We start from the raw sequence: 20,687 nt of genomic DNA, 5'->3' as shown, positions 1-20,687 counted from the left end.
CGGGATGACGGGTGTGTAGACGATAGAGCCCTCCCACATGGGCCTGAACGGAGGATGCGATGCCGCTTTTCCTGAATGACGAGCAGACGATGCTGCGCGACACCGCACGTGATTTCGTCAGCGAGAATGCGCCGGTTGCGCACCTGCGACGGTTGCGCGATGCCGACGACAAGACCGGGTTCGATCGCGCATTGTGGCGGCAGTTCGCCGAGATGGGCTTCACCGGCATCCTGATCGGCGAGGATGCCGGCGGGCTCGGGCTCGGGCATGTCGAGGCGGGGGTGGTGCTGGAGGAGATCGGGCGCAACCTGTCGCCCTCGCCGTTCCTCACCACGGCGGTGGTGGCGGTGGCGGCGCTCGAGGGTACCGCGCAGGCGGAACGCTGGTTTCCCGGCATCCTGTCGGGCGAGACGGTTGCGGCGCTGGCGATCGACGAGGGGTCGAAGCATCGCGACCGGATCGCCTTGCGCGCGGAGCGGGCCGGTAACGGCTTTCGCCTGAGCGGCGCCAAGCAGTTCGTAACGCACGGCCATGTCGCCGATCTGCTGATCGTCGCGGCGCGGACCGCCGGCGGCGACGACGATGCGGAGGGGGTAACGCTGTTCGCGGTGCCCGCCGATGCGGCCGGTCTCACCGCGACGCCCGAGCGGCTCGCCGACAGCAGCATCGCGGCGCGGCTGACCTTCGAGGGGGTGGCGGTCGATGCGGATGCGGTGATCGGCGAGGTCGATGCCGGGCTCGCGCCGCTCGACCGGTTGTTGCGCGCTGGGCGGACGGGGGCGTCGGCGGAGTTGCTCGGCGTCGGTGGCGGCGCGATGGACATGACGGTTTCGTATCTGAAGCAGCGCAAGCAGTTCGGGGCGCTGATCGGCAGCTTCCAGGCGCTCCAGCATCGCGCCGCGCATCTCTATGCCGAGATGGAGGTGGCGCGCGCGGCGGTGCTCAAGGCGCAGCAATCGCTCGACGCGGGCGATGCGGCGGCGGATCAGGCGGTGTCGGTGGCCAAGGCGATGACGGGGCTTGCCACGACGCTGTCGGTGCAGGAAGGCGTTCAGATGCACGGCGGAATCGGGATGACCGACGAATATGACATCGGCTTCTTCATGAAGCGCGCGCGGGTCCTCGCCGAGATGTTCGGCGATACCAACTTCCACGCCGATCGCGTGGCGCGCGGGCGCGGCTATTGAGCGACGCACCCTCCCCTGCCGCGCTGGTGGCCGATCTGGTCGATCTGCTCGACGTCGAGGAGATCGACACCGATCTATATCGCGGGCGCCGCTCGACGGGCGGGGTCGGGCGCGTGTTCGGCGGACAGGTGATCGCGCAGGCATTGCAGGCGGCGCAGCGCTCGGCGGGCGAAACTGACAAGGTCGCGCATTCGCTCCACGCCTATTTCATGCGCGCGGGATCGGAGGAGCATCCGATCATCTACCGCGTGGTGCGCGATTTCGAGGGGCGCAGCTTCGCCACGCGGCGCGTGATCGCGATGCAGAAGGGCACGCCGATCCTCAACATGGCCGCGTCGTTCCAGCGTGCCGAGGAGGGGCTGTCGCATCAGGACGCGATGCCCGACGTGCCGCCTCCGCAAGCGTTGCAGGACGAGCAGGCGTTGCGCGCGGCGGTGGCGGACAAGATCCCGCCGCAGCTTCGCGAGCAACTGCTCCGCCCGCGCGCGATCGAATATCGCCCGGTGACGCCCCGGCACTGGACAGAGCCGACCCCTGCACCGCCGGTGCATCACTATTGGTTCCGGGCGGTCGCGCCGGTCGGCGACGATGCGGCGATGCACCGCGCGGTGCTCGCTTATGCCAGCGACATGATGCTGCTGGGGACATGCATGTTGCCGCATGGCGTGACGTGGATCACGCCGGGGATGCAGACCGCCAGCCTCGATCATGCGTTGTGGCTGCACGAGCCGGCGCGGACCGACGACTGGCTGCTCTACACGATGGACAGCCCGTGGGCCGGGCACGGCCGCGGCATGAACCGTGGTCGGATCTTCACCGCCGATGGGCGGCTGGTGGCGAGCGTCGCGCAGGAAGGGCTGGCGCGGATGCGCGAGCGGCGCTGACCCGCCTCAGCCCGGTTCGTGGATCGGGCAGCGGTTGACGCGCTGGCGGTAGTCGGCGGAGTGGCGATAGGTGTCGCGGCGCGCGCGGTTGATGTTGCCGAGTGGCTGGTGCGCGGCGAGTCCGGTCCAGACGCTGAAGCGCAGTTGCTCGTTGACCTGCACGACACGCGCATCGTCCCAGCTGTCCTGCGCGGCGGTGCGGAGCGTGGCAACGCGGACGAAGGGGGCTTCCGCCTCGTCCCACTCGACCGTCGCGTCCTCGACCGGCTGGCGCGCGAGATCGCGGGCGAGCTGGACGCGGAACTCCCATTCACCGGGAATTGAGCGAAGCTCTTCGCGGACGGTGTGGCGGATCGCGTCGCGGTCGTCGGAGGTGTCGATGATCGCGCCGGTGCGCTCGGTCAGGCCGGGCGTGACGGGCGCAAGGCTGAACTTGGCGACATAGTCGCCGTAGCGGAACGGGGTGGCGCTGTGATAGGTTTCGCCGATCGGATCGACGTTGGGCGCGCCGCCGAGCGTGTTGATCGTCGCGCTTTCGATGCCGACCGCGCCCAGCGCGCTGCTGACGCCGCGCAGCACCGCGGACAGCGCTTTCTTGCCGCCCTCCGCCTTGTCGGTGGTGCGCGCCAGCAGCTTGAGGTTGCCGAGGAACTTGTCGGCGGTCTTGGCCTGGAAGGCGGTGGCGTTGACCATGATGAAGTCCTGCGAACGGCCCTCCGCGCCGGGCAGCCGCTCGCCGTCGACGTCGAAGACCTTGATCGCGAGGCCGCGCGGGAGCGAGATCGCGTCGTCGAGGATGTCGCCGGGGTTGGTGGAGAAGCGCATGAGCACCTTGTGCTCGCCCGGCGTGGCGAACAGGCCCTGCGCCAGCTCGGGAGGGAGGTCGGCGTCGATGGTCAGCGTGCCTTCGAGGATCGCGTGCGCCTTGGCATGGACCGCGCGGACTGCGTGGCCGTAATCCTCGGCGGTGGTGTCGAGGACGATGTCGAATTGTTCGTTGAGCTGAGCGATCGTTGCGGCCTCGTCAGGCTGCGGCTGCTCGATGTCGGGGGTGTAGCGGACGGGGGCGGGCATCGGGCGACTCTCCTGTGGGTTGGAGGGTCAACACAGGTTAGCTGCGGGCGTTCCCACGGCCGTGGGCAAGTGCCGTTCAACCTTATCCGTCATTGCGAGCGTAGCGAAGCAATCCAGAGTCGGATCGGGACGCCCTGGATTGCTTCGCTCCGCTCGCAATGACGGCATTGTGTTCAGACCGCGGTCTTGCCGTAGTCCTGCCGGGTCACCGGGTGGCTCGACGAAAGGCCGCCGTCCGCAGCGAGCGCCTGCCCGTTGACATAGCTGGCGTCGTCGCTGGCGAGGAACAGCGCGACACGCGCCAGTTCCTCCGCTTTCGCGCCGCGGCGCAACGGGTTGAGGCGGCCGATGCGGTCCAGCTTGCCGGCCTCGCGGGCGTAGTCGAAGGTCGGCCGGGTCATGCCGGTCTCGGTCAGTCCCGGGCAAAGCGCGTTCACCCGCACCCCCGAGCCGGACAGTTGCTGCGCGGCGGTCGTGGCGAGGTTGATGACGCCGGCCTTTGACGCCGAATAGGCCGGCGACCCCGCGCCCGAGCGCAGCCCGGCGACACTGGCGGTCAGCACGATCGCGCCGCCGCCGCGCGCGGCGATCAGTGGCGCGGCGTGCTTCACCGCCAGCCACGGGCCGATCAGATTGACGCGCAGCACCTCGGCGAACAGCGCGACATCGGTGTCGAAGATGTTCGCCATTCCGCCCGAGATGCCGGCGTTGGCGAACATCACGTCGAGACCGCCGAAGCGATCGACCGCAAGCGCGACGGTGCGCGCAACATCGCCTTCGTCGCCCGCATCCATGCGGATCGCCACCGCCACGCCACCCGCGGCGACGATCGTCTGTGCCGTCTCCTCCGCCTGATCGGTGACGTCGGCGACGACCATCTGCCCGCCCTCGACCGCGAACAGCAAGGCCGCCGCGCGACCGATCCCCGAGCCGGCGCCGGTGACGACGATCGACTTGCCCGCGAAGCGCATCATGCGCCTGCCCGCTCGGCAAAATGCCATGCGGCATCGACCAGCCCGCCCATTCGCGCCGCCGTTTCGTGGGCGCGCGGGTTGGCGGCGGTGCCGGTGACGATGCGCTTCTTGATGCCCTGCACGATCCCGGCGAGGCGGAAGAGGTTGAACGTGAAATACCAGTCGAGCGCGATCGGCGCGCTGCGCCCGGTGCGCGCGCAATAGCGCGCCAGCATCTCGGACATCTCCGGGATACCGGTTGTGGGACCAGTGCGGCCGAGCACGCCCGAGCGACCTTCGGGCTCGGTCACCCAGCTCATCAGGAAATAGGTGAGATCGGCGACCGGATCGCCGAGCGTCGACAATTCCCAGTCGAGCACCGCCGCGACGCGCGGCTCGGTACCCGGCGCGAAGCGGAGATTGTCGACGCGGTAATCGCCATGCACGATGCTGGTCCGCTCCTGCGGGGGGACGGTGCGCGGCAGGAAGTCGATGAGCCGCTCCATCGCCGGCATCGGCTCGGTTTCGGCGCCGCGATATTGCTTCGTCCAGCGCGCGACCTGCCGCTCGAAATAATTGCCGGGGCGGCCGTAATCCGCGAGCCCGATCGCAACATGGTCGGTGTTGTGGAGATCGGCGAGCGTATCGATCATCGCCTCGTAATGCGGGCGGCGCTGATCGGGGGCGAGATCGGGCATCGTGCCGTCCCAGATCGTCCGCCCCTCGACCATCGCCATCACGTAGAAGGCCGAGCCGATCACCGCATCGTCCATGCACAGGCCGTATGGGCGCGGCACCGGAAAGCCGGTGGGATGAAGCGCGGCGATCATGCGATATTCGCGATCGACCTGATGCGCGGACGGCAGCAGCGCGCCGACCGGCTTGCGACGCAACACGTAGCTGCCCCGGTCGGTGTCGATGCGATAGGTCGGGTTGGACTGGCCACCCTCCAGTCGGTGCGCTCCGGTGATCGCGCCGGCGCCGGGGACGTGCGCGGCCAGCCAGTCGCCGAGCCGCGCGGTATCGAGGTCGCTCATGCGTATTTGCCGAACTCGTGGCGCGCGATCGCGCGGGCGTGGACCTCGTCCGGACCGTCGGCGAAGCGCAGCGTCCGCATCGACGCCCAGGCATGCGCGAGATCGAAGTCGCTCGACACGCCCGCGCCGCCATGCGCCTGCACCGCATCGTCGAGGATGCGGAGCGCCATGTTGGGCGCCTGCACCTTGATCATCGCGATTTCCTGTTGCGCGGCCTTGTTGCCGGCCTTGTCCATCATGTCGGCGGCCTTGAGGCAGAGCAGCCGCGTCATCTCGATGTCGATCCGCGCGCGGGCGATCCGTTCTTCCCAGACGCTGTGATCGGCAATGCGCTTGCCGAACGCGGCGCGCGAAACGAGCCGGCGCGCCATCGCCTCAATCGCACTTTCCGCGACGCCGATCGTGCGCATGCAATGGTGGATGCGCCCCGGCCCGAGCCGGCCCTGCGCGATCTCGAATCCCCTGCCCTCGCCGAGCAGCATGTTCTCGACCGGCACCCGCACGTCGGTGAAGCTGACCTCACCATGGCCGTGCGGGGCGTGATCGTAGCCGTACACCGACAGCATACGCTCGATCCGCACGCCCGGCGTGTCGAGGGGGACCAGCACCATGCTCTGTTGCTTGTGCCGCGCCGCGCCGGTGTCGGTCTTGCCCATCAGGATACCGATCCGGCACCGAGGGTCGCCGATCCCCGACGACCACCATTTGCGGCCGTTGATGACATAATGGTCGCCGTCGCGGTCGATGCGTGTCTCGATATTCGTCGCGTCGGAGGAGGCGACCGCGGGTTCGGTCATCAGGAAGACCGAACGAATCTCGCCGTTCATCAACGGACGCAGCCATTCCTCCTTTTGCGCCAGCGTGCCGTAGCGATGGAGCACCTCCATGTTGCCGGTATCGGGCGCGGAGCAGTTAAAGCATTCGCTCGCCCAGTCGATGCGGCCCATCTCTTCGGCGCACAGCGCATATTCGAGGTTCGACAGTTGCGTGCCCTCGAACTCGAACGTGTCGTCGACATGGGTCTGACCTGAGTGCGGGGGCATGAAGAAGTTCCACAGCCCGGCAGCCTTCGCCCGCGCCTTCACGTCCTCGATCACGGGCAGCACCTTCCACGGATCGCCGTCGTGATGCTGGCGATCGTGCTCGGCACGGCGCGGCGCGATCTCGCGGGCGACGAATTCGCGTACCCGATCGCGGAAATGCGTCTCGCGCTCGCTGAGGGTGAAATCCACCGCGCTTCCTCTCCATAGCTGTCGGCTAGGCGGTGTAAGCCATACCGGATGTTCGGTAAAGCGGCCGATCACGCGATCCACGCTCTGCGCGAAAAAGGACTGCATCTTCGAAACGAGCCATGCTAACGCTACGTCATGGGGGAAATCACGACCGAAGACACCGGCAGCACGCGGCGCTTTCGCGAGAAGCGCCAGGCGATCCTCGCCGCCGCCGCCGATGCGATCAACGAGCAGAGCGCGAAGGGCATGACCTTCGCCGATGTAGCGCGCCGCGTCGGGCTGAACACGACGAGCGTGACCTATTATTTCAAACGCAAGGAGGATCTGGCTGCCGCCGCGTTCGAGCAGACGCTCGACAGCCTGATGGCGATGCTCGACGATGCCGCGCGCAAGGCGACGCCGCAGGCGCGGGTCGCGCGGATGGTGACGCTCAACGTCGAGCGACTGATGCGGATCGAACGCGGCGAGGAGCGCGCGCTGGCGGTGCTGTCCGACCTGCGCGCGATGGACGAGCCGATGCGCGCGACGCTGATGAACCGCTGGCGCGAGGTGTTCCGGCGGACGCGCGCCTTGTGGGGCAGCGGGCTGTCACGCGCGGCGACCGATCTGGCCGGTGCGCGCGCGCATGTGCTGCTCGAGAACATCTTCTGGCTGCCCTTGTGGCTGCCGCGCTACGAGGTCGATCAATATCCGCGCGCGGCGGCACGGCTGATCGCCTTGCTGCGCGACGGGCTGGCGGTGGACGGCGCAAGCTGGCACCCGGCGGCGGTGGCGCTGCCGCACGACGATCCGGTGCCGGGGCGCGAGGCGTTCCTGCTCGCGGCGACGCGGCTCATCAACGAGCTGGGGTATCGCGGTGCGTCGGTGCAGCGGATCGCGTCGGAGCTGAACGTCACCAAAGGCAGCTTCTACCACCATCTCGACGCCAAGGACGATCTGGTCGTCGCCTGCTACCGCCGCAGCTTCGACACGATCGCGGCGGCGCAGCGGCTGGCCGACGAGCGTGGCGGGAGTTATTGGCAGCGGCTGTGCGACACGGTCGCGACGCTGGTGGCAGTGCAATTCTCGGAGCGCGAGTCGCTGTTGCGCACCACCGCGCTGAGCGGGCTGCCGGCGGGCGAGCGGCAGCAGATGATCGACCGCTCGACGCGGATCGCGCGGCGCTTCGCGGGGACGATGATGGACGGGATCGCCCAGGGCACGGTGCGCCCGGTCGACAGCCTGATCGCCTCGCAGGCGTTGATGGGGATGCTCAACGCCGCATTCGACATGCGCAAATGGGCGTGGAGCATGGAGCGCGACCGCGCGATCCGTTTCTACGCCTCGACGCTGATGTTCGGGATGTTCGACGACCGCGCGCTGGCGGGGTGAGCCGAACGGCGCGCGTCAGACCGGCGTGCCGAACGCCTGCACGCGCGCCGTGATCGCGACCTGGTTGTGCGGCCCACGGCGGCGGGTGAATTCGCGCACCGAACAGCCGAGGAACAAATGGCTGTCACGCAGGAAATGCGACCGGTCCCAATAGCCCGCTGCCTCCAGCGCCGCCGGCCCCGCCTCCGGCTCGGTCAGGACCGTCGTCACCGCGCGCAGGAACCGCGTGCGGCGAAGCAACAGCTTGGGCGTGAAGCCGAAGTTGAAGCGCGTCATCGCCGCCAGCGCGCGCGGTGACATGTCGAGCGCCTCCGCGACCGCTTCGATCCGGGTGGTGGCGGGATCGCGCAACATCTCGCACAAGGTCTCGATCCGCGGATCGGCAGGCGGACGACGATCGAGGCGTGCCTCCAGCCAGGCCTCGAACACGGCGTCGAAGGGCTGATCGCCTTCCAGCGCATCCCGCAGCATGTCCGCCCCGGGATCGATGTCGTCGAGCGCGATGACGCGGTTGGCGAGGCGCGACACGTCGCCGCCGAAAATCTGCGCCCAGCCGAGCGGAAGCAGTCCGACGCCGACCAGTTCCCCGCCGTGGCAGGTCAGGTAGCCGGCATAGCTGGTCGGCCCGGTCAGCGCGACCGTCGGCATCGGATCGATCAGGCGACTGCCGATCCTGAGCGACCAGGACGGGCTGTTGCGCAGCGAGACGCGGATCGTCGCCACGCTGGGAAAGAACGCGTCGCGCAGCTCGCGCGTCGGGCACACCGGCGCGGCGAACCTGTGGTAACCCGTGACGTAGCGCGCCAGCCGCTCCCCAGGCGGAACATAGCGCACGTCGACCATAGCCGCCCCGTTATCTTTCCCCGTCACGTCGCCCCCCAGCAACTGCTTAGCACGGCCTCATAATCTTTTGTTGCGGCGCTGCAAGCATGTGTCGCTTTCCAGCATCGTTTGGACGCGATCTGGGGAACGGACCGAAAGGCCGATGCGATTGGCGTCGCATCGTCACAGGAGCTGAACGCGATGATCGACCTTCATTACTGGCCGACGCCGAACGGACACAAAGTGCTGATCTTCCTTGAGGAAGCGGGGCTGGATCATCAGATACATCCCGTCAACATCGGGGCCGGCGAGCAATTCAGGCCCGAATTCCTGAAGATCGCCCCCAACAACCGGATGCCGGCGATCGTCGATCACGACCCCACCGACGGCGGGGCGCCGATCAGCGTGTTCGAAAGCGGCGCGATCCTGTTGTATCTCGCGCACAAGACCGGACAATTCGGCGGACGCGACCCGCGCGGGCATGTCGACGTGCTGCAATGGCTGATGTGGCAGATGGGCGGGCTCGGCCCGATGCTGGGGCAGAATCACCATTTCACGCGCTTCGCGCCCGAGAAGGTGCCTTATGCGATCGACCGCTACGTCAAGGAAACGACGCGTCTGTATGGCGTGCTCGACCGGCAGCTCGAAGGGCGGACGTTCGTGACCGGAGAGGATTTTACCGTCGCGGACATGGCCTGCCATCCATGGATCCTGCCCGAGGCGCAGGGTCAAGACATGACGAACTTCCCCAATGTCGCCCGGTGGCACGCGACGCTCGCGGCGCGGCCGGCGGTGGCGCGCGCCTATGAACGCGGCAAGGCGGTGGCGGCCGCCAAATAGCCGCGTTGATACAAACCGCGACAGATTTGCTCTCCCACCGACATCTTCGCGCGACGCCCCGGGCGGACAACACGCCGGCCGGGGCGCTGCTCGCCTCATGGGGATGAAGGGGAATTGCGATGAAGACGTGGATCACCGCCGCTGCCTTGGGCGCCGCTGTCCTGGGCGGGCTCGGCGCCGCCAGCGTGCAGGCGCAGTCGATGCCGGCGCCCCCCGCCGGCTCGCCCCCTGCCCCGATGCAGATGCCCGACGGCGACAGCGACGGATTGGTCACCCGCGACGAGGCGGCGGCGGATGCCGACCGAAGGTTCGCGGCGATGGACGCCAACCACGACGGCAAGCTGACCCGCGACGAGCGGCGCGCGTGGCGTGAACAGCGCCGTGCGCCGCCGCCCGGCGACCGGATGGGTGGCCCGGAGCGCCGCCCGCGCCGCGACGTGGACCAGACCCAGGCCGAGTTCCGCGACCGGGCGCTCAAGCGCTTCGACCGGATCGACACCAACCACGACGGGCGCATCGACGCGAAGGAGCGCGAGGCGATGATGCTGATGATGCGCGCCCGGGGCATCGGTCACGGCCGCCCACATGATGGCCCGATGCCGCCGGCCGACGATGCCGGGCCGACCGGCTGACCCCCTTCCCGCAGGACGACGATTGTGTCAGGTGCCGTGACCATGGGCGAAATGCCGCACCTCCTGCTGGTCGATGACGAGCGGTCGATCCGCGAGCCACTGGCCAGCTATCTGACCAAGCAGGGCTTTCGCGTCACCCAGGCGGGAGATGCGGAGGCGGCGCGCACCCGGCTGGCGGCCTATGCGATCGACCTGATCGTGCTGGACATCATGATGCCGGGCGAGGACGGGCTGTCGCTGTGTCGGCATGTTCGCGCGACCGGCGAGACGCCGGTGATCCTGCTGACGGCGAAGAGCGAGGAAACCGACCGGATCGTCGGGCTGGAGATGGGCGCGGACGATTATGTCGTGAAGCCCTTCTCCCCGCGCGAGCTGGCGGCGCGGATCAAGACCGTGCTGCGGCGTACCGCGGGTGGCGGCGGGGTGCGGCACCATGCGCCGGAAAGCGGTTCCTATGCCTTTGCCGGATGGGTGCTGAAGACCGGCGAGCGTGCACTGGTCGACCGCGAGGGCGTTTCGGTGCCGCTGTCGACCGGAGAATACAATCTTCTTCTGGCGCTGGTGCAGCGGCCGCGGCAGGTTTTGACGCGCGATCAGTTGCTCGACCTGACGCAGGGACGCGAAGCCGCCGCATTCGACCGCGCGATCGACAATCAGGTGAGCCGATTGCGCCGCAAGATCGAGCCCGATCCCAAGAACCCCGAGATCATCAAGACGGTGTGGGGCGGCGGCTATGCGCTGTCGACGGACGTGACGCGGCTGTGAAGTGGCGGATGCCCTGGCCACGCAGCCTGGCGGGGCAGATGGCGTTGCTGGTCGCGCTGGCGCTGTTCATGGCGCAGGCGATCAACCTCGCGCTGCTGTTGCGTGAGCGCGGCGCGGTGCGGATGGCGCAGATCACGCGCCCGGCCGCCTATCGCATCGCCGACGCGCTCGATCAGGAAGCCGCCGGGCGGCCGGTGGTGAGCGATCGCGGCCGCGTGCGGCTGGTGCCGCGCGATCCGATCACCGCCGCGATGCAGGCCCAGCCGGCGATGGCGCGCGAGTTGGCGAGTCAGCTTGCGGACATGGGCGTGCGGGTCGCGGCCGTCGATGTCGCGATCGCCAAGCCGTGGCAATATGTCATCCCGCTCAGCCGCTTCGAGCGCCGGATGGCGATGCGCGCCGCGCGCGACGATGGGCCGCGCGACTCGATCGTCATCGCGGTGAAGCGTACCGACGGACGCTGGATGGCGCTGGCGGGCGGGCTGCCGCGCGACGACCTTCGCCTGTTCTGGCGGCTGCTCGGGCAGACGTTGATCCTGTACGTCGTGGTGCTGGTGCCGGTGCTGTGGGTGGCGCGGCGCATCTCGCGCCCGCTGCGCGAACTGGCGGCGGCCGCGCGCGGCTACTCCCCCGCCGCGACGCCCGAGCCGCTGGAAGAAAGCGGGCCGCCGGACGTCTGCGCGGTGATCGCGGCGTTCAACGCGCTGCGGCTGCGCGTCACCGCGATGCTCGACGAGAAGGACCGGATGCTCGGTGCGATCGGCCACGACCTGCGCACCCCGCTCGCCGCGCTGCGGGTGCGGATCGAATCGGTGGAGGACGATCAGGACCGCCTGCGGATGGCGGACACGATCGCCGAGATGAACCGCACGCTCGACGACATCCTCTCACTGGCGCGGCTCGGACGGCCGAGCGAGCCGGAAACCGAGGTCGATCTCGCCGCGCTGGTCGATGCGGTGGTCGAGGACTTTCGCGATCTCGGCGAAGCGGTGACGTTCGAGGAGGCCGAGCGGCTGCGGATGCGCTTGCGGCCGTCGCTGATCCGGCGCGCGGTGCGCAACCTGATCGAGAATGCGGTCAAATATGCCGGGGCGGCGGAGGTGTCGTTGGCGTCGAACGCGCGGATGGCCGCGATCATGGTCGCCGATCGCGGGCCGGGCATCCCGCCCGAGCGGCTCGATCAAGTGTTCGATCCGTTCTTTCGGCTGGAAAGCTCGCGCAACCGGCATACCGGCGGGATCGGGCTGGGGCTCGCGCTGTCGCGGGCGATCGTCGAGGAAGCCGGCGGGCGCATCGTGCTGGCGGCGCGGGAGGGCGGCGGGCTGGTAGCGACGATCACCTTGCCGCGCGCCTAGGACCTGCTCGTCATCCCGGACCTGATCCGGGATCCCGCTTCTTCTTCCGGGATGCGAAAAGAAGCGGGGCCCCGGATCAAGTCCGGGGCGACGGGGTGAACGATCAGCGCAGCGCCTGCGCGACCATCTTGTGCAGCTTGTTGTGGAGCGCGTCGTTGGCGGCGAGGAACTCGTTGCGTTCGATCGCGCGGTCGCCGCCGCGGAAGTCGGTGACGTAGCCGCCGGCTTCCTTGACCAGCAGCATCCCCGCCGCGACGTCCCACAGCTTCAGGTCGCTCTCCCAATAGCCGTCGAACCGCCCCGCCGCGACCCAGGCGAGGTCGAGCGCCGCCGCGCCGAGCCGGCGGATGCCCGCGACCTGCGGCGCGACCGCGCCGAAGATGCGCGTCCATTGCACGAAATCGCCGTGCCCCATGAACGGGATGCCGGTCGCGATCAGTGCCTCGGACGGCTCGCGCCGCGACGACACGCGCAAGCGCTGGTCCTGCAACCATGCGCCGCGGCCCTTTTCGGCCCAGAAGCTCTCGTCGGTCAGCGGCTGATAGACGAGCGCGGTGGTGATCTCGCGCTTGCCGTTCGGCATCGGCTCCTCGACCGCGATCGAGATGCAGAAATGCGGGATGCCGTGGAGGAAGTTCGACGTGCCGTCGAGCGGGTCGATGATGAAGCGCGGCTTGTTCGGATCGCCCTCGATCGTGCCGCCTTCTTCCATGACGAAGCCCCAGTCGGGGCGCGCCTTCGACAGTTCGTCGTACAGCGTCCGTTCGCAGCGCTGGTCGGCCTGGCTGACGAAATCGGCCGGGCCCTTGCGGCTGACCTGCAGGTGCTGGACCTCGTTGAAGTCGCGACGCAGCCGCGGCGCGGCCTTGCGTGCCGCGCGTTCGATGACGGTGAACAGGCCGGAATGGGATGGCATTTGCATTCTCCCCCCTCCCTTTCAAGGGAGGGGATGGGGGTGGGTGGCGTCAGGGTGATACGGTTGTCGTCCCGGAGACGGAGCCCGCATCACGAGCACGCTACCCCTCACCCCAGCCCTCTCCCCGGAGAGGAGAGGGAGTTTCTGGCTGGCCCGCCGCGGGCAAAGCCCGCGTCGTCGGACGCGCGTCGCGCGCCGGCCGGGCGGCCGCCTGTGCGAATAGCTTTCGCTATTCGTCTCAGTCTGCGCGCCGAACGTACGTCTGCTCGTACACGTCGACGACGATCCGCACGCCGGCAGCGATATGCGGCGGCACCATCACGCGCACGCCATTGTCGAGAATCGCGGGCTTGTAGCTCGACGAGGCGGTCTGCCCCTTCACCACCGCATCGGCCTCGACGATCGTCGCCTCGATCGTGTCGGGCAGCTGCACGCTGATCGGCTCTTCGTCATAGAGTTCCATGACGACGTCCATGCCGTCCTGCAGGAAGGCGGCAGCGTCGCCGAGCAGGTCGCGCGGCAGCGTCACCTGATCGTAGGTTTCCTTGTCCATGAAGACCAGCCCGTCGCCGTCGGCGAACAGGAACTGAAAGTCCTTGGTGTCGAGGCGGACGCGCTCGACCGTCTCGGCGGAGCGGAAGCGGACGTTGTTCTTGCGGCCGTCGCGCAGGTTCTTCAGCTCGACCTGCATGTACGCGCCGCCCTTGCCGGGCTGCGTGTGCTGGATCTTGACCGCGCGCCAGATGCCGCCTTCGTACTCGATGATATTGCCGGGACGGATGTCCACGCCGCTGATCTTCATGGGGCTTCGCCTGTGTAAAAAGAGCCGCGGCGCCGGCGGTGATCCGCGGGCGCCGATCGCGGCGGCTTAGCGGTTGGCGCGCGGTTCGGCAAGCAGCGGAAAGGGATCCACCGCCTCCCCCTCGGACCAGCCCTGCGCTGGCGTGGTGCGCAAGACCGAGAAATGCAGGTGCGGCGCGGCGGCATCGGCGTTGCCGGTCGCGCCGACCGTCGCGATCGGCTCGCCGCGCCGGACCACCTGTCCCTCGCTCAGGCCGTCGCGATAGCCGTCGAGATGCGCGTAATAATACATGGTCGCGCCGTCCGTGGAGCGAATGTAGATCGTGCGGCCACCCGCCGCGCTGTCGAACAATTTGTCGACGCGGCCGTCGGCGGCGGCGACCACGGGGGTGCCGCGCGGCGCCATGATGTCGATCGCCTCGTGGTGGCGCGCACCGCCGTCGCGCGGCTGGCCGAAGGTGTCGACCAGCGCGTCGCGCGACACGCCGGCCACCGGCACCAGCAGCTGCCCGCCGATTGCCGCTGGCGGGGCGGACGCCGCGGGGAGCGGCGTCGGCGCAGCGACGGGTGCGCGCGACCCAATCGATACCATCGATGCGAAGCCCGCGCCGAGCAGCACGATGAGCGCGAGGATCGACCAGCCGAGCTTGGTCATCTCAGGCCTGGAACAGCACCGGGGTTCCGCCCTTCACCATCAACGCCACGCGCGCCGCATCCCAGTTGGTGAGGCGGACGCAACCGTTCGACTGCGCACGGCCGATCTGTTCGGGCTCACTGGTGCCGTGGATGCCGTAATGCTCCTTGCTGAGATCGATCCACACGACGCCGACCGGGTTGTTCGGGCCGGGCGGGATGATCTGCGCCTGCTTGCTGTCGGGGACGCCCTTGAGAATCTTCGGGTTCATCTTCCAGTCGGGGTTGGGCGAGACGTGCAGCACCTTCCAGTTGCCGAGCGGCAGCGGATCGCGCGACGAGCCGATCGTCGCGGTATATTGCGCGACCAAATGCCCGTTGTCGTCGAGGACGCGCAGGATGCCGTCCGACTTGTCGACGACGATCTTCGCGGCCTGCGGCACCGCCGCCTCGACGTTGAGCGAGGCGAGAGTCGCACGCCATGCCGGCGTCGCATCGGCGGGATAGGCGCGCGAGGTCGGGAAGGTGTTGGGGACAGTGATCTTCGAGCCGACGCCGATCGTCGTCACGCCGGGGTTCAGCTCGGCCAGCACCTTGGGCGTAGTATGGAAGCGCTCGGCAAGCTTTTCGAGCGGACGGCTGTACGCCATCGACGGCAGCTTGGCCTTTTCTGCATAATCGTCCGGCATCTTCGGGACATAGGGCCCGCGCATCGCGGCGGCGTCGAGCGTCACCTGCATCGTCGGCTGGACGTTGCCGAAGCGGCGCAGTGCGTCGAGCGTCGCGGCATCGGGCTTGCCGGTCACGCGGAGGCCGCGGCTTTCCTGGAAGCCTTTCAGCGCGTTGGTCAGCGACTGCCCGCCGCGCCCGTCGATCACGCCGGGGCCGAAGCCGAGCTTGTCGAGCACGACCTGCATCCGCAGCACCGCGGGGTCGAGCGGCGGGGTCGCGCCCTGTTGCGCCGGGGCGGCGGCGGTGAGCGTCAGGCCGATGAGGCTGGCGACGACGGGGGCGATACGCTTCACGGGCACCTCTCGTATTTCGGTGCCGTAACAACGCGGATAGGGGCGTGCGGGTCCCTGCCTCCTCGTCATCGCGAGCGTAGCGAAGCAATCCAGGGCCACACTCAGGACGCTCTGGATTGCTTCGCTACGCTCGCAATGACGACGGGAAAACGCTTACCCCCTCAGCACCGCATCGAAGGCGCGGATCGCCGCCGCCTCGTCGCCGCCCCACACCGCATGGCTGGCCGCGATGAAGTCGGCGCCGGCGGCGATCAGCGGCGCGGCATTGTCCGGCGTGATCCCACCGATCGCGACCGAGGGCAGCTCGAACAAGGCGTGCCACCACGACAGGATCACCGGCTCGGGTTGATGCTTCACGTCCTTGGTGGTGGTCGGATAGAAGCTGCCGAACGCAACATAGTCAGCGCCCGCCTCACCCGCCTCCATCGCGAGGTGGCGGCTGTCGTGACAGGTGACGCCGATCTGCACCGCCGGGCCGAGCGCTTCGCGCGCCTCGCGCGGGTCGCCGTCCTCCTGCCCGAGGTGCACGCCGTCCGCGCCGAGCCGCTTGGCCAGGCTGACCGAATCGTTGACGATGAACGCGACCTCGCGGTCGGCGCAGATCCGCTGGAGCGGCTCGGCGAGGCGCGCGGCGGTGTGCTGGTCGACGTCCTTGACGCGAAACTGGAACGCCGCGACCGGGCCGGCGTCGAGCGCGCTCTTGAGGCGATCGGGGAAGCCGCCGGTCACGTCGAGCGGCGAGATCAGGTAGAGCTGGCAGGGCGGGCGGCGATCGTCGCGCTTGAAATTGGCGCCGAAATCGGGGTCGAGCGGGCCGAGCGGGTCTTCAGTCATGCGGGGCGCGTAGCGGGTTTGAGGGGGTGGTGGAAGGTTGGTTCACGCAAAGCAGGACGCAGAAGGATTGTTCTGCGGTGGGACGGGGAGGTGCAAAGCAAAGGCGCGCCTGAACATGATCGCGCCCCCCCCCCCCGGGTCGTCATTGCGAGCGTAGCGAAGCAATCCAGGGCGTCCTGGTCCGGCCCTGGATTGCTTCGCTACGCTCGCAATGACGGATCGGGACGGTGCGGCCTCGACTTGTTGCGAACGCGGCTCGGAGACCGTGCCTCACTGCCCCTCACCCCGGCCCTCTCCCCAGAGGGGAGAGGGAGTGTCGGCGGCCTTATTCTTCGCCCTTGTAGATCGACACCAGCTTGTCGAGCATCGCCAGCGCCTCGCCGCGCTCGCGCTGGAAGGTGTTGCGGCCGATGATCGAGCCGTTGCCGCCGCCGTCGCGGATGTCGCGCGCGTCCTGATAAACCGCATCGGTGCCCTTGGCCGCGCCGCCCGAGAAGACGACGATCCGGCGACCCGCGAAGCTCGACTGGACGACGTGGCGGACGCGATCGGCCTGGTTCGACCAGTCGGTGCCCTCGTAGCTCTTCTGCGCCTCGGGCTGTTCGATGTGCGCGCTGGGCAGCTTCACCTTGATGATGTGCGCCCCGAGCAGCGCCGCCATGTGCGCGGCATAGGCGCCGACGTCCAGCGCCAGTTCGCCGTCCTTGCTGAGCTTGCCACCGCGCGGATAGCTCCAGATCACGGTCGCGAGGCCTGCGGCCGCGGCTTCCTCGCGCAGCGCGCGGATCTGCTCCATCGACGCGAAGATGTCGTCGGCGCCGGGATAGATGGTGAAGCCGATCGCCGCGCAGCCGAGCCGCAGCGCGTCCTCGACGCTGCCAGTCTGCGCCTGCGCGATCTGCGTCGCCCAGCTGTTCGAACTGTTGACCTTCAGGATCGTCGGGATCTGCCCCGCGAACGTATCCGCCCCCGCCTCGAGCGCGCCGAGCGGCGCGGCATAGGCCGACAGCCCGGCGTCGATCGCGAGCTGGTAATGGTAATGCGGGTCATAGGCCGGCGGGTTGACCGCGAAGCTACGCGCCGGGCCATGCTCGAAGCCCTGGTCGACCGGCAGGATGATGAGCTTGCCGGTGCCGCCCAGCTTCCCCTGCATCAGGATGCGCGCCAGATTGGCCTTCACCGCCGGGCTGGTGGCTTCATACTTGTCCAGAATCGACTTCACGATCGGCGTCATGGTTTGTTCCTGTCCTGTTGACTTACAAAGCGAGCCAGCGGCGCAGCGCCTGATCGACCTGCTCCATGCGGGTGGCGGAGGCATGGCCGATCACCTTGACGATGCGATGACGGCGGATGCTGGTGATGCGGTCGACCTGCACCTCGCATTCGACGGTGAGGCCGGTATGTTCCTGCGGCGAGATCGTGACGCGGAACAGCACCTCGCCGCCGACGACGGTGGTCAGCGGGCACAAGGTGACGGTGGCATGGCTGTCGTTGAACAGATCGGCCTGCACCACGACGCACGCGCGCGGGCCGCCGCTCGCCCCCTCGGGCGCATCGACCAGCACGATCGCGCCGTGGTGGATTTCGGGCGCATCGCTCACCGCCATGCCGCATCCTCGCGCTCGGCCCGTTCCCAGAAGGCGTAATCTTCCTGCGTGTCGCGGCGCGAGGCGCGCTGCGACTGGCGGCGCGCCTCGCGGCGGAATGCCTCGTCGTGCAGCTCGACGTAACGACGCACCGCTTCGCGAGCGATGTCGCTCTTGCTGCGCCCCTGCGTGCGCGCGACATTGGCGAGCCGTTCTTCGAGTTCCGTATCGAGCCTGACGCCGAGCACCTGCCCCTCCGTTTAACACGTTCAACGTAGGGCTTGTCTGATGATTGCGCAAGCGGGATTATGGTCGGGGGTGTGGAGGTGATCGTCAGCGACACCCAGCCGTCGTCCCGGACTTGATCCGGGGCCCCGCTTCTTTTCCAACGGTGCAAGAAAAAGCGGGATCCCGGATCAAGTCCGGGATGACGAAGAGAGATACCGAACCACTGCCGCGACATCCGGCAGGTCGGGCAGCGCCGGGCCGGGCGGCGGAAGTCCCGCCCTTGCCGCAACGTCGGTGACAAGATCGTCCACCTCGCCGCGATCCATCTTGAGGAAACGCCGCAGCGTGTCCTCGGGGCGCGGCACCACCCCCTCCCCGTACCATGGCGCGATCGCCGCGCGCACCGCCGGGGCGAGGCGCGGGTCGAGGTCGGCGAACACCGCGTCGAAGTCGTCGGCGGTCCATGCCGCGCGCGCCGCGACCGCGCCGCGGACGCGGCGGACCATCGTCCAGTTCACCCACAACATGCCGACGACGTAGAGCGCCGTCAGCGCGGCGACCTTCTGCCAGCCGGTCACGCTCGCGCGATGACGCCCGCTTCGTTGTAGCGCAGCGCCTTCAGCACCGTGTCGACGATCGCCTCGGCATCGAGCCGCGCCTGCGCATATTGCACCTCCGGCTTGTCCTGATCCTGGAACAGATCGGGCAAGCGCATCGTGCGGATCCGCAGACCGGCATCGGTCAGCCCCTCGTCCGACGCCATCGTCAGCACATGCGCGCCGAGCCCGCCGATCGCATTCTCCTCGATCGTGATCGCGACCTCGTGCGTGGTGAGCAGGCGGCGGATCAGCGCCTCGTCGAGCGGCTTGGCGAAGCGCAGGTCGGCGACGGTGGTGCTCAGCCCCTTGGCGTCGAGCGTGTCGGCGGCCTTGAGCGCCTCGGTCAGCCGCGTGCCGAGCGACAGGATCGCGACCTTCTTGCCCTCGCGGACGATCCGACCCTTGCCGATCTCCAGCGCCTTCGGCGTCTCGGGCAAAGCGACACCGGTGCCGTTGCCGCGCGGGTAGCGGACCGCGATCGGCCCCGAATCATGCTCGACACAGGTCTGGACCATATGGACCAGTTCGGCCTCGTCGGCGGCGGCCATCACGACGAAATTGGGGAGCGTCGCCAGATAGGTGACGTCGAAGCTGCCGGCGTGGGTCGCACCGTCCGCGCCGACCAGCCCGGCGCGGTCGATCGCGAAGCGCACCGGCAGGTTCTGGATCGCGACGTCGTGCACGACCTGATCGTAAGCGCGCTGCAGGAAGGTCGAGTAGATCGCGCAGAACGGCCGCATCCCCTGCGCCGCGAGCCCCGCCGCGAACGTGACGGCGTGCTGTTCGGCGATGCCGACGTCGAAGAACCGCTCGGGGTGTGCGGTCGCGAACTTGTCGAGCCCGGTGCCCGACGGCATCGCCGCGGTGATCGCGCAGATGCGATCGTCGGCGTCGGCAGCCTTGCTCAGCGCCTCGCCGAAGACCTTCTGATAGGCTGGCGGTCCCGGCGGCGCCTTGGCCTGCGCACCGGTGATGACGTCGAACTTCTGCACGCCGTGATATTTGTCGGCGGCATTTTCAGCCGGGGCATAGCCCTTGCCCTTCTTGGTCACGACATGGACGAGGATCGGGCCCTCCTCCGCGTCGCGAACGTTCTCGAGCACCGGGATCAGATGGTCGAGATTGTGCCCGTCAATCGGGCCGACATAATAAAGGCCCAGCTCTTCGAAGAGCGTGCCGCCCATCGTCATCCCGCGCGCATATTCATCCGTCTTGCGCGCTGCCGACTGGAAGCGGCGCGGCAACCGCTTGGCGACGCGCTTCATGATCTCGCGCACGCCCAGGAACTCGCGGCTCGACACCATCCGCGACAGATAGGCCGACAGCCCGCCGACCGGCGGCGCGATCGACATGTCGTTGTCGTTGAGGATCACGACCAGCCGGTTGCCCGCCGCCTCGGCGTTGTTCATCGCCTCATAGGCCATGCCCGCCGACATCGCGCCGTCGCCGATCACCGCGATGCCTTTGCCCGGCTTGTCGGCGAGCTTGCTGGCGGTCGCGAAGCCGAGCGCGGCGGAAATCGAGGTCGAGCTGTGCGCCGCGCCGAACGGGTCGTATTCGCTCTCGCTGCGCTTGGTGAAGCCCGACAGCCCCCCGCCCTGCCGCAGCGTGCGGATGCGATCGCGCCGCCCGGTCAGGATCTTGTGCGGATAGCATTGATGGCCGACGTCCCAGATCAGCCGGTCGGTCGGGGTGTCGAAGACATAATGGATCGCGACGGTCAGTTCGACCACCCCAAGCCCCGAGCCGAGATGGCCGCCGGTGACGCCGACCGCCGAGATCGTCTCCTGACGCAACTCGTCGGCGAGCTGGCGTAGCTGTTCCGGCTTCAGTCGGCGGAGATCGGCGGGTGTATCGACGGTGTCGAGCAACGGCGTGTTCGGGACTTCAACCATCTGACCCGAATAGCTGAG

The 20,687-nt window shown here is 68.4% G+C and carries 22 protein-coding genes; 7 read left to right on the top strand and 15 right to left on the bottom strand.

The window, feature by feature from the left end; genetic code table 11:
- Positions 1-59: 59 nt before the first annotated feature.
- Both PGN16_RS02335 and PGN16_RS02330 read left to right on the top strand, forming a co-directional pair.
- The gene (locus PGN16_RS02335) at positions 60-1,187 is read left to right on the top strand and encodes an acyl-CoA dehydrogenase family protein (RefSeq protein WP_335307799.1); all 1,128 of its coding nucleotides are present in this window, start codon (positions 60-62) and stop codon (positions 1,185-1,187) included.
- Positions 1,184-2,071, top strand: a complete 888-nt coding sequence (locus PGN16_RS02330) for an acyl-CoA thioesterase (protein WP_335307798.1) — start codon at positions 1,184-1,186, stop codon at positions 2,069-2,071. Before PGN16_RS02335 ends, PGN16_RS02330 begins: the two co-directional genes overlap by 4 nt.
- A 6-nt stretch (positions 2,072-2,077) precedes the next feature.
- Here the strand turns inward: PGN16_RS02330 and PGN16_RS02325 are convergent, their stop codons facing one another.
- The 4 genes from PGN16_RS02325 to PGN16_RS02310 all read right to left on the bottom strand — a co-directional run bounded on the left by PGN16_RS02325 (position 2,078) and on the right by PGN16_RS02310 (position 6,367).
- Positions 2,078-3,145, bottom strand: coding sequence for a catalase family protein (locus PGN16_RS02325; protein ID WP_335307797.1), 1,068 nt, complete (start codon positions 3,143-3,145; stop codon positions 2,078-2,080).
- 173 nt (positions 3,146-3,318) lie between these two features.
- Positions 3,319-4,119 carry an SDR family NAD(P)-dependent oxidoreductase gene (locus PGN16_RS02320; protein ID WP_335307796.1) on the bottom strand — a complete coding sequence of 267 codons (801 nt, stop codon included), beginning with the start codon at positions 4,117-4,119 and terminating at the stop codon, positions 3,319-3,321.
- Positions 4,116-5,135, bottom strand: a complete 1,020-nt coding sequence (locus PGN16_RS02315; protein ID WP_335307795.1) for a phosphotransferase family protein — start codon at positions 5,133-5,135, stop codon at positions 4,116-4,118. The genes PGN16_RS02320 and PGN16_RS02315 overlap by 4 nt, the downstream gene beginning before the upstream one ends.
- On the bottom strand, positions 5,132-6,367 hold the full coding sequence (locus PGN16_RS02310; protein WP_335307794.1) for an acyl-CoA dehydrogenase family protein: 1,236 nt from the start codon (positions 6,365-6,367) through the stop codon (positions 5,132-5,134). The genes PGN16_RS02315 and PGN16_RS02310 overlap by 4 nt, the downstream gene beginning before the upstream one ends.
- Positions 6,368-6,502: 135 nt before the next feature.
- On the opposite strand from PGN16_RS02310, the gene PGN16_RS02305 reads away from it, so the two are divergent.
- Complete coding sequence (locus PGN16_RS02305) at positions 6,503-7,738, top strand: TetR/AcrR family transcriptional regulator (protein WP_335307793.1); 1,236 nt, start codon at positions 6,503-6,505, stop codon at positions 7,736-7,738.
- A 15-nt stretch (positions 7,739-7,753) separates the two neighbouring features.
- Here the strand turns inward: PGN16_RS02305 and PGN16_RS02300 are convergent, their stop codons facing one another.
- A complete protein-coding gene (locus PGN16_RS02300) occupies positions 7,754-8,581 on the bottom strand; it encodes a helix-turn-helix domain-containing protein (RefSeq protein WP_335307792.1) in 828 nt (275 codons plus the stop codon).
- A gap of 180 nt (positions 8,582-8,761) precedes the next feature.
- Here PGN16_RS02300 and PGN16_RS02295 point away from each other — a divergent pair, with 180 nt between their 5' ends.
- From PGN16_RS02295 to PGN16_RS02280, 4 genes are all read left to right on the top strand, one after another.
- Positions 8,762-9,400, top strand: a complete 639-nt coding sequence (locus PGN16_RS02295) for a glutathione S-transferase N-terminal domain-containing protein (RefSeq protein ID WP_335307791.1) — start codon at positions 8,762-8,764, stop codon at positions 9,398-9,400.
- 119 nt (positions 9,401-9,519) lie between these two features.
- Positions 9,520-10,032, top strand: coding sequence for a ca2+ sensor protein (locus tag PGN16_RS02290; protein WP_335307790.1), 513 nt, complete (start codon positions 9,520-9,522; stop codon positions 10,030-10,032).
- Between the two features lie 42 nt (positions 10,033-10,074).
- Positions 10,075-10,797, top strand: coding sequence for a response regulator (locus tag PGN16_RS02285; protein ID WP_028966399.1), 723 nt, complete (start codon positions 10,075-10,077; stop codon positions 10,795-10,797).
- Between the two features lie 8 nt (positions 10,798-10,805).
- Positions 10,806-12,152, top strand: a complete 1,347-nt coding sequence (locus PGN16_RS02280; RefSeq protein ID WP_335307789.1) for a sensor histidine kinase — start codon at positions 10,806-10,808, stop codon at positions 12,150-12,152.
- 103 nt (positions 12,153-12,255) lie between these two features.
- On the opposite strand, the gene PGN16_RS02275 is transcribed toward PGN16_RS02280, so the two are convergent.
- From PGN16_RS02275 to dxs, 10 genes are all read right to left on the bottom strand, one after another.
- Positions 12,256-13,068, bottom strand: a complete 813-nt coding sequence (locus tag PGN16_RS02275; protein ID WP_335307788.1) for an inositol monophosphatase family protein — start codon at positions 13,066-13,068, stop codon at positions 12,256-12,258.
- A gap of 238 nt (positions 13,069-13,306) precedes the next feature.
- A complete protein-coding gene (gene efp, locus PGN16_RS02270) occupies positions 13,307-13,870 on the bottom strand; it encodes an elongation factor P (protein ID WP_335307787.1) in 564 nt (187 codons plus the stop codon).
- 66 nt (positions 13,871-13,936) lie between these two features.
- Positions 13,937-14,524, bottom strand: a complete 588-nt coding sequence (locus PGN16_RS02265) for a M23 family metallopeptidase (protein ID WP_335307786.1) — start codon at positions 14,522-14,524, stop codon at positions 13,937-13,939.
- A gap of 1 nt (position 14,525) precedes the next feature.
- Positions 14,526-15,527, bottom strand: a complete 1,002-nt coding sequence (locus PGN16_RS02260) for a L,D-transpeptidase family protein (protein ID WP_335307785.1) — start codon at positions 15,525-15,527, stop codon at positions 14,526-14,528.
- Positions 15,528-15,680: 153 nt separating this feature from the next.
- Positions 15,681-16,361, bottom strand: a complete 681-nt coding sequence (gene thiE / locus PGN16_RS02255; protein WP_335307784.1) for a thiamine phosphate synthase — start codon at positions 16,359-16,361, stop codon at positions 15,681-15,683.
- 325 nt (positions 16,362-16,686) lie between these two features.
- Positions 16,687-17,595, bottom strand: a complete 909-nt coding sequence (locus PGN16_RS02250; protein WP_335307783.1) for a class I fructose-bisphosphate aldolase — start codon at positions 17,593-17,595, stop codon at positions 16,687-16,689.
- Between the two features lie 22 nt (positions 17,596-17,617).
- Positions 17,618-17,968, bottom strand: coding sequence for a type II toxin-antitoxin system PemK/MazF family toxin (locus tag PGN16_RS02245; protein WP_335307782.1), 351 nt, complete (start codon positions 17,966-17,968; stop codon positions 17,618-17,620).
- Positions 17,959-18,195 carry a ribbon-helix-helix protein, CopG family gene (locus PGN16_RS02240; protein WP_294197657.1) on the bottom strand — a complete coding sequence of 79 codons (237 nt, stop codon included), beginning with the start codon at positions 18,193-18,195 and terminating at the stop codon, positions 17,959-17,961. The genes PGN16_RS02245 and PGN16_RS02240 overlap by 10 nt, the downstream gene beginning before the upstream one ends.
- A 168-nt stretch (positions 18,196-18,363) precedes the next feature.
- Entirely contained in the window at positions 18,364-18,753 is a 390-nt protein-coding gene (locus tag PGN16_RS02235; protein ID WP_335307781.1) for a hypothetical protein, read from the bottom strand.
- Complete coding sequence (gene dxs / locus PGN16_RS02230) at positions 18,750-20,669, bottom strand: 1-deoxy-D-xylulose-5-phosphate synthase (RefSeq protein WP_335307780.1); 1,920 nt, start codon at positions 20,667-20,669, stop codon at positions 18,750-18,752. The genes PGN16_RS02235 and dxs overlap by 4 nt, the downstream gene beginning before the upstream one ends.
- Between the last annotated feature and the right edge of the window lie 18 nt (positions 20,670-20,687).

This window comes from Sphingomonas phyllosphaerae, assembly GCF_036946485.1.
GTDB lineage: Bacteria > Pseudomonadota > Alphaproteobacteria > Sphingomonadales > Sphingomonadaceae > Sphingomonas > Sphingomonas phyllosphaerae_E.
Note: the sequence above shows the minus strand (reverse complement) of the source record. Positions and strands in the feature narration are given on the sequence as shown.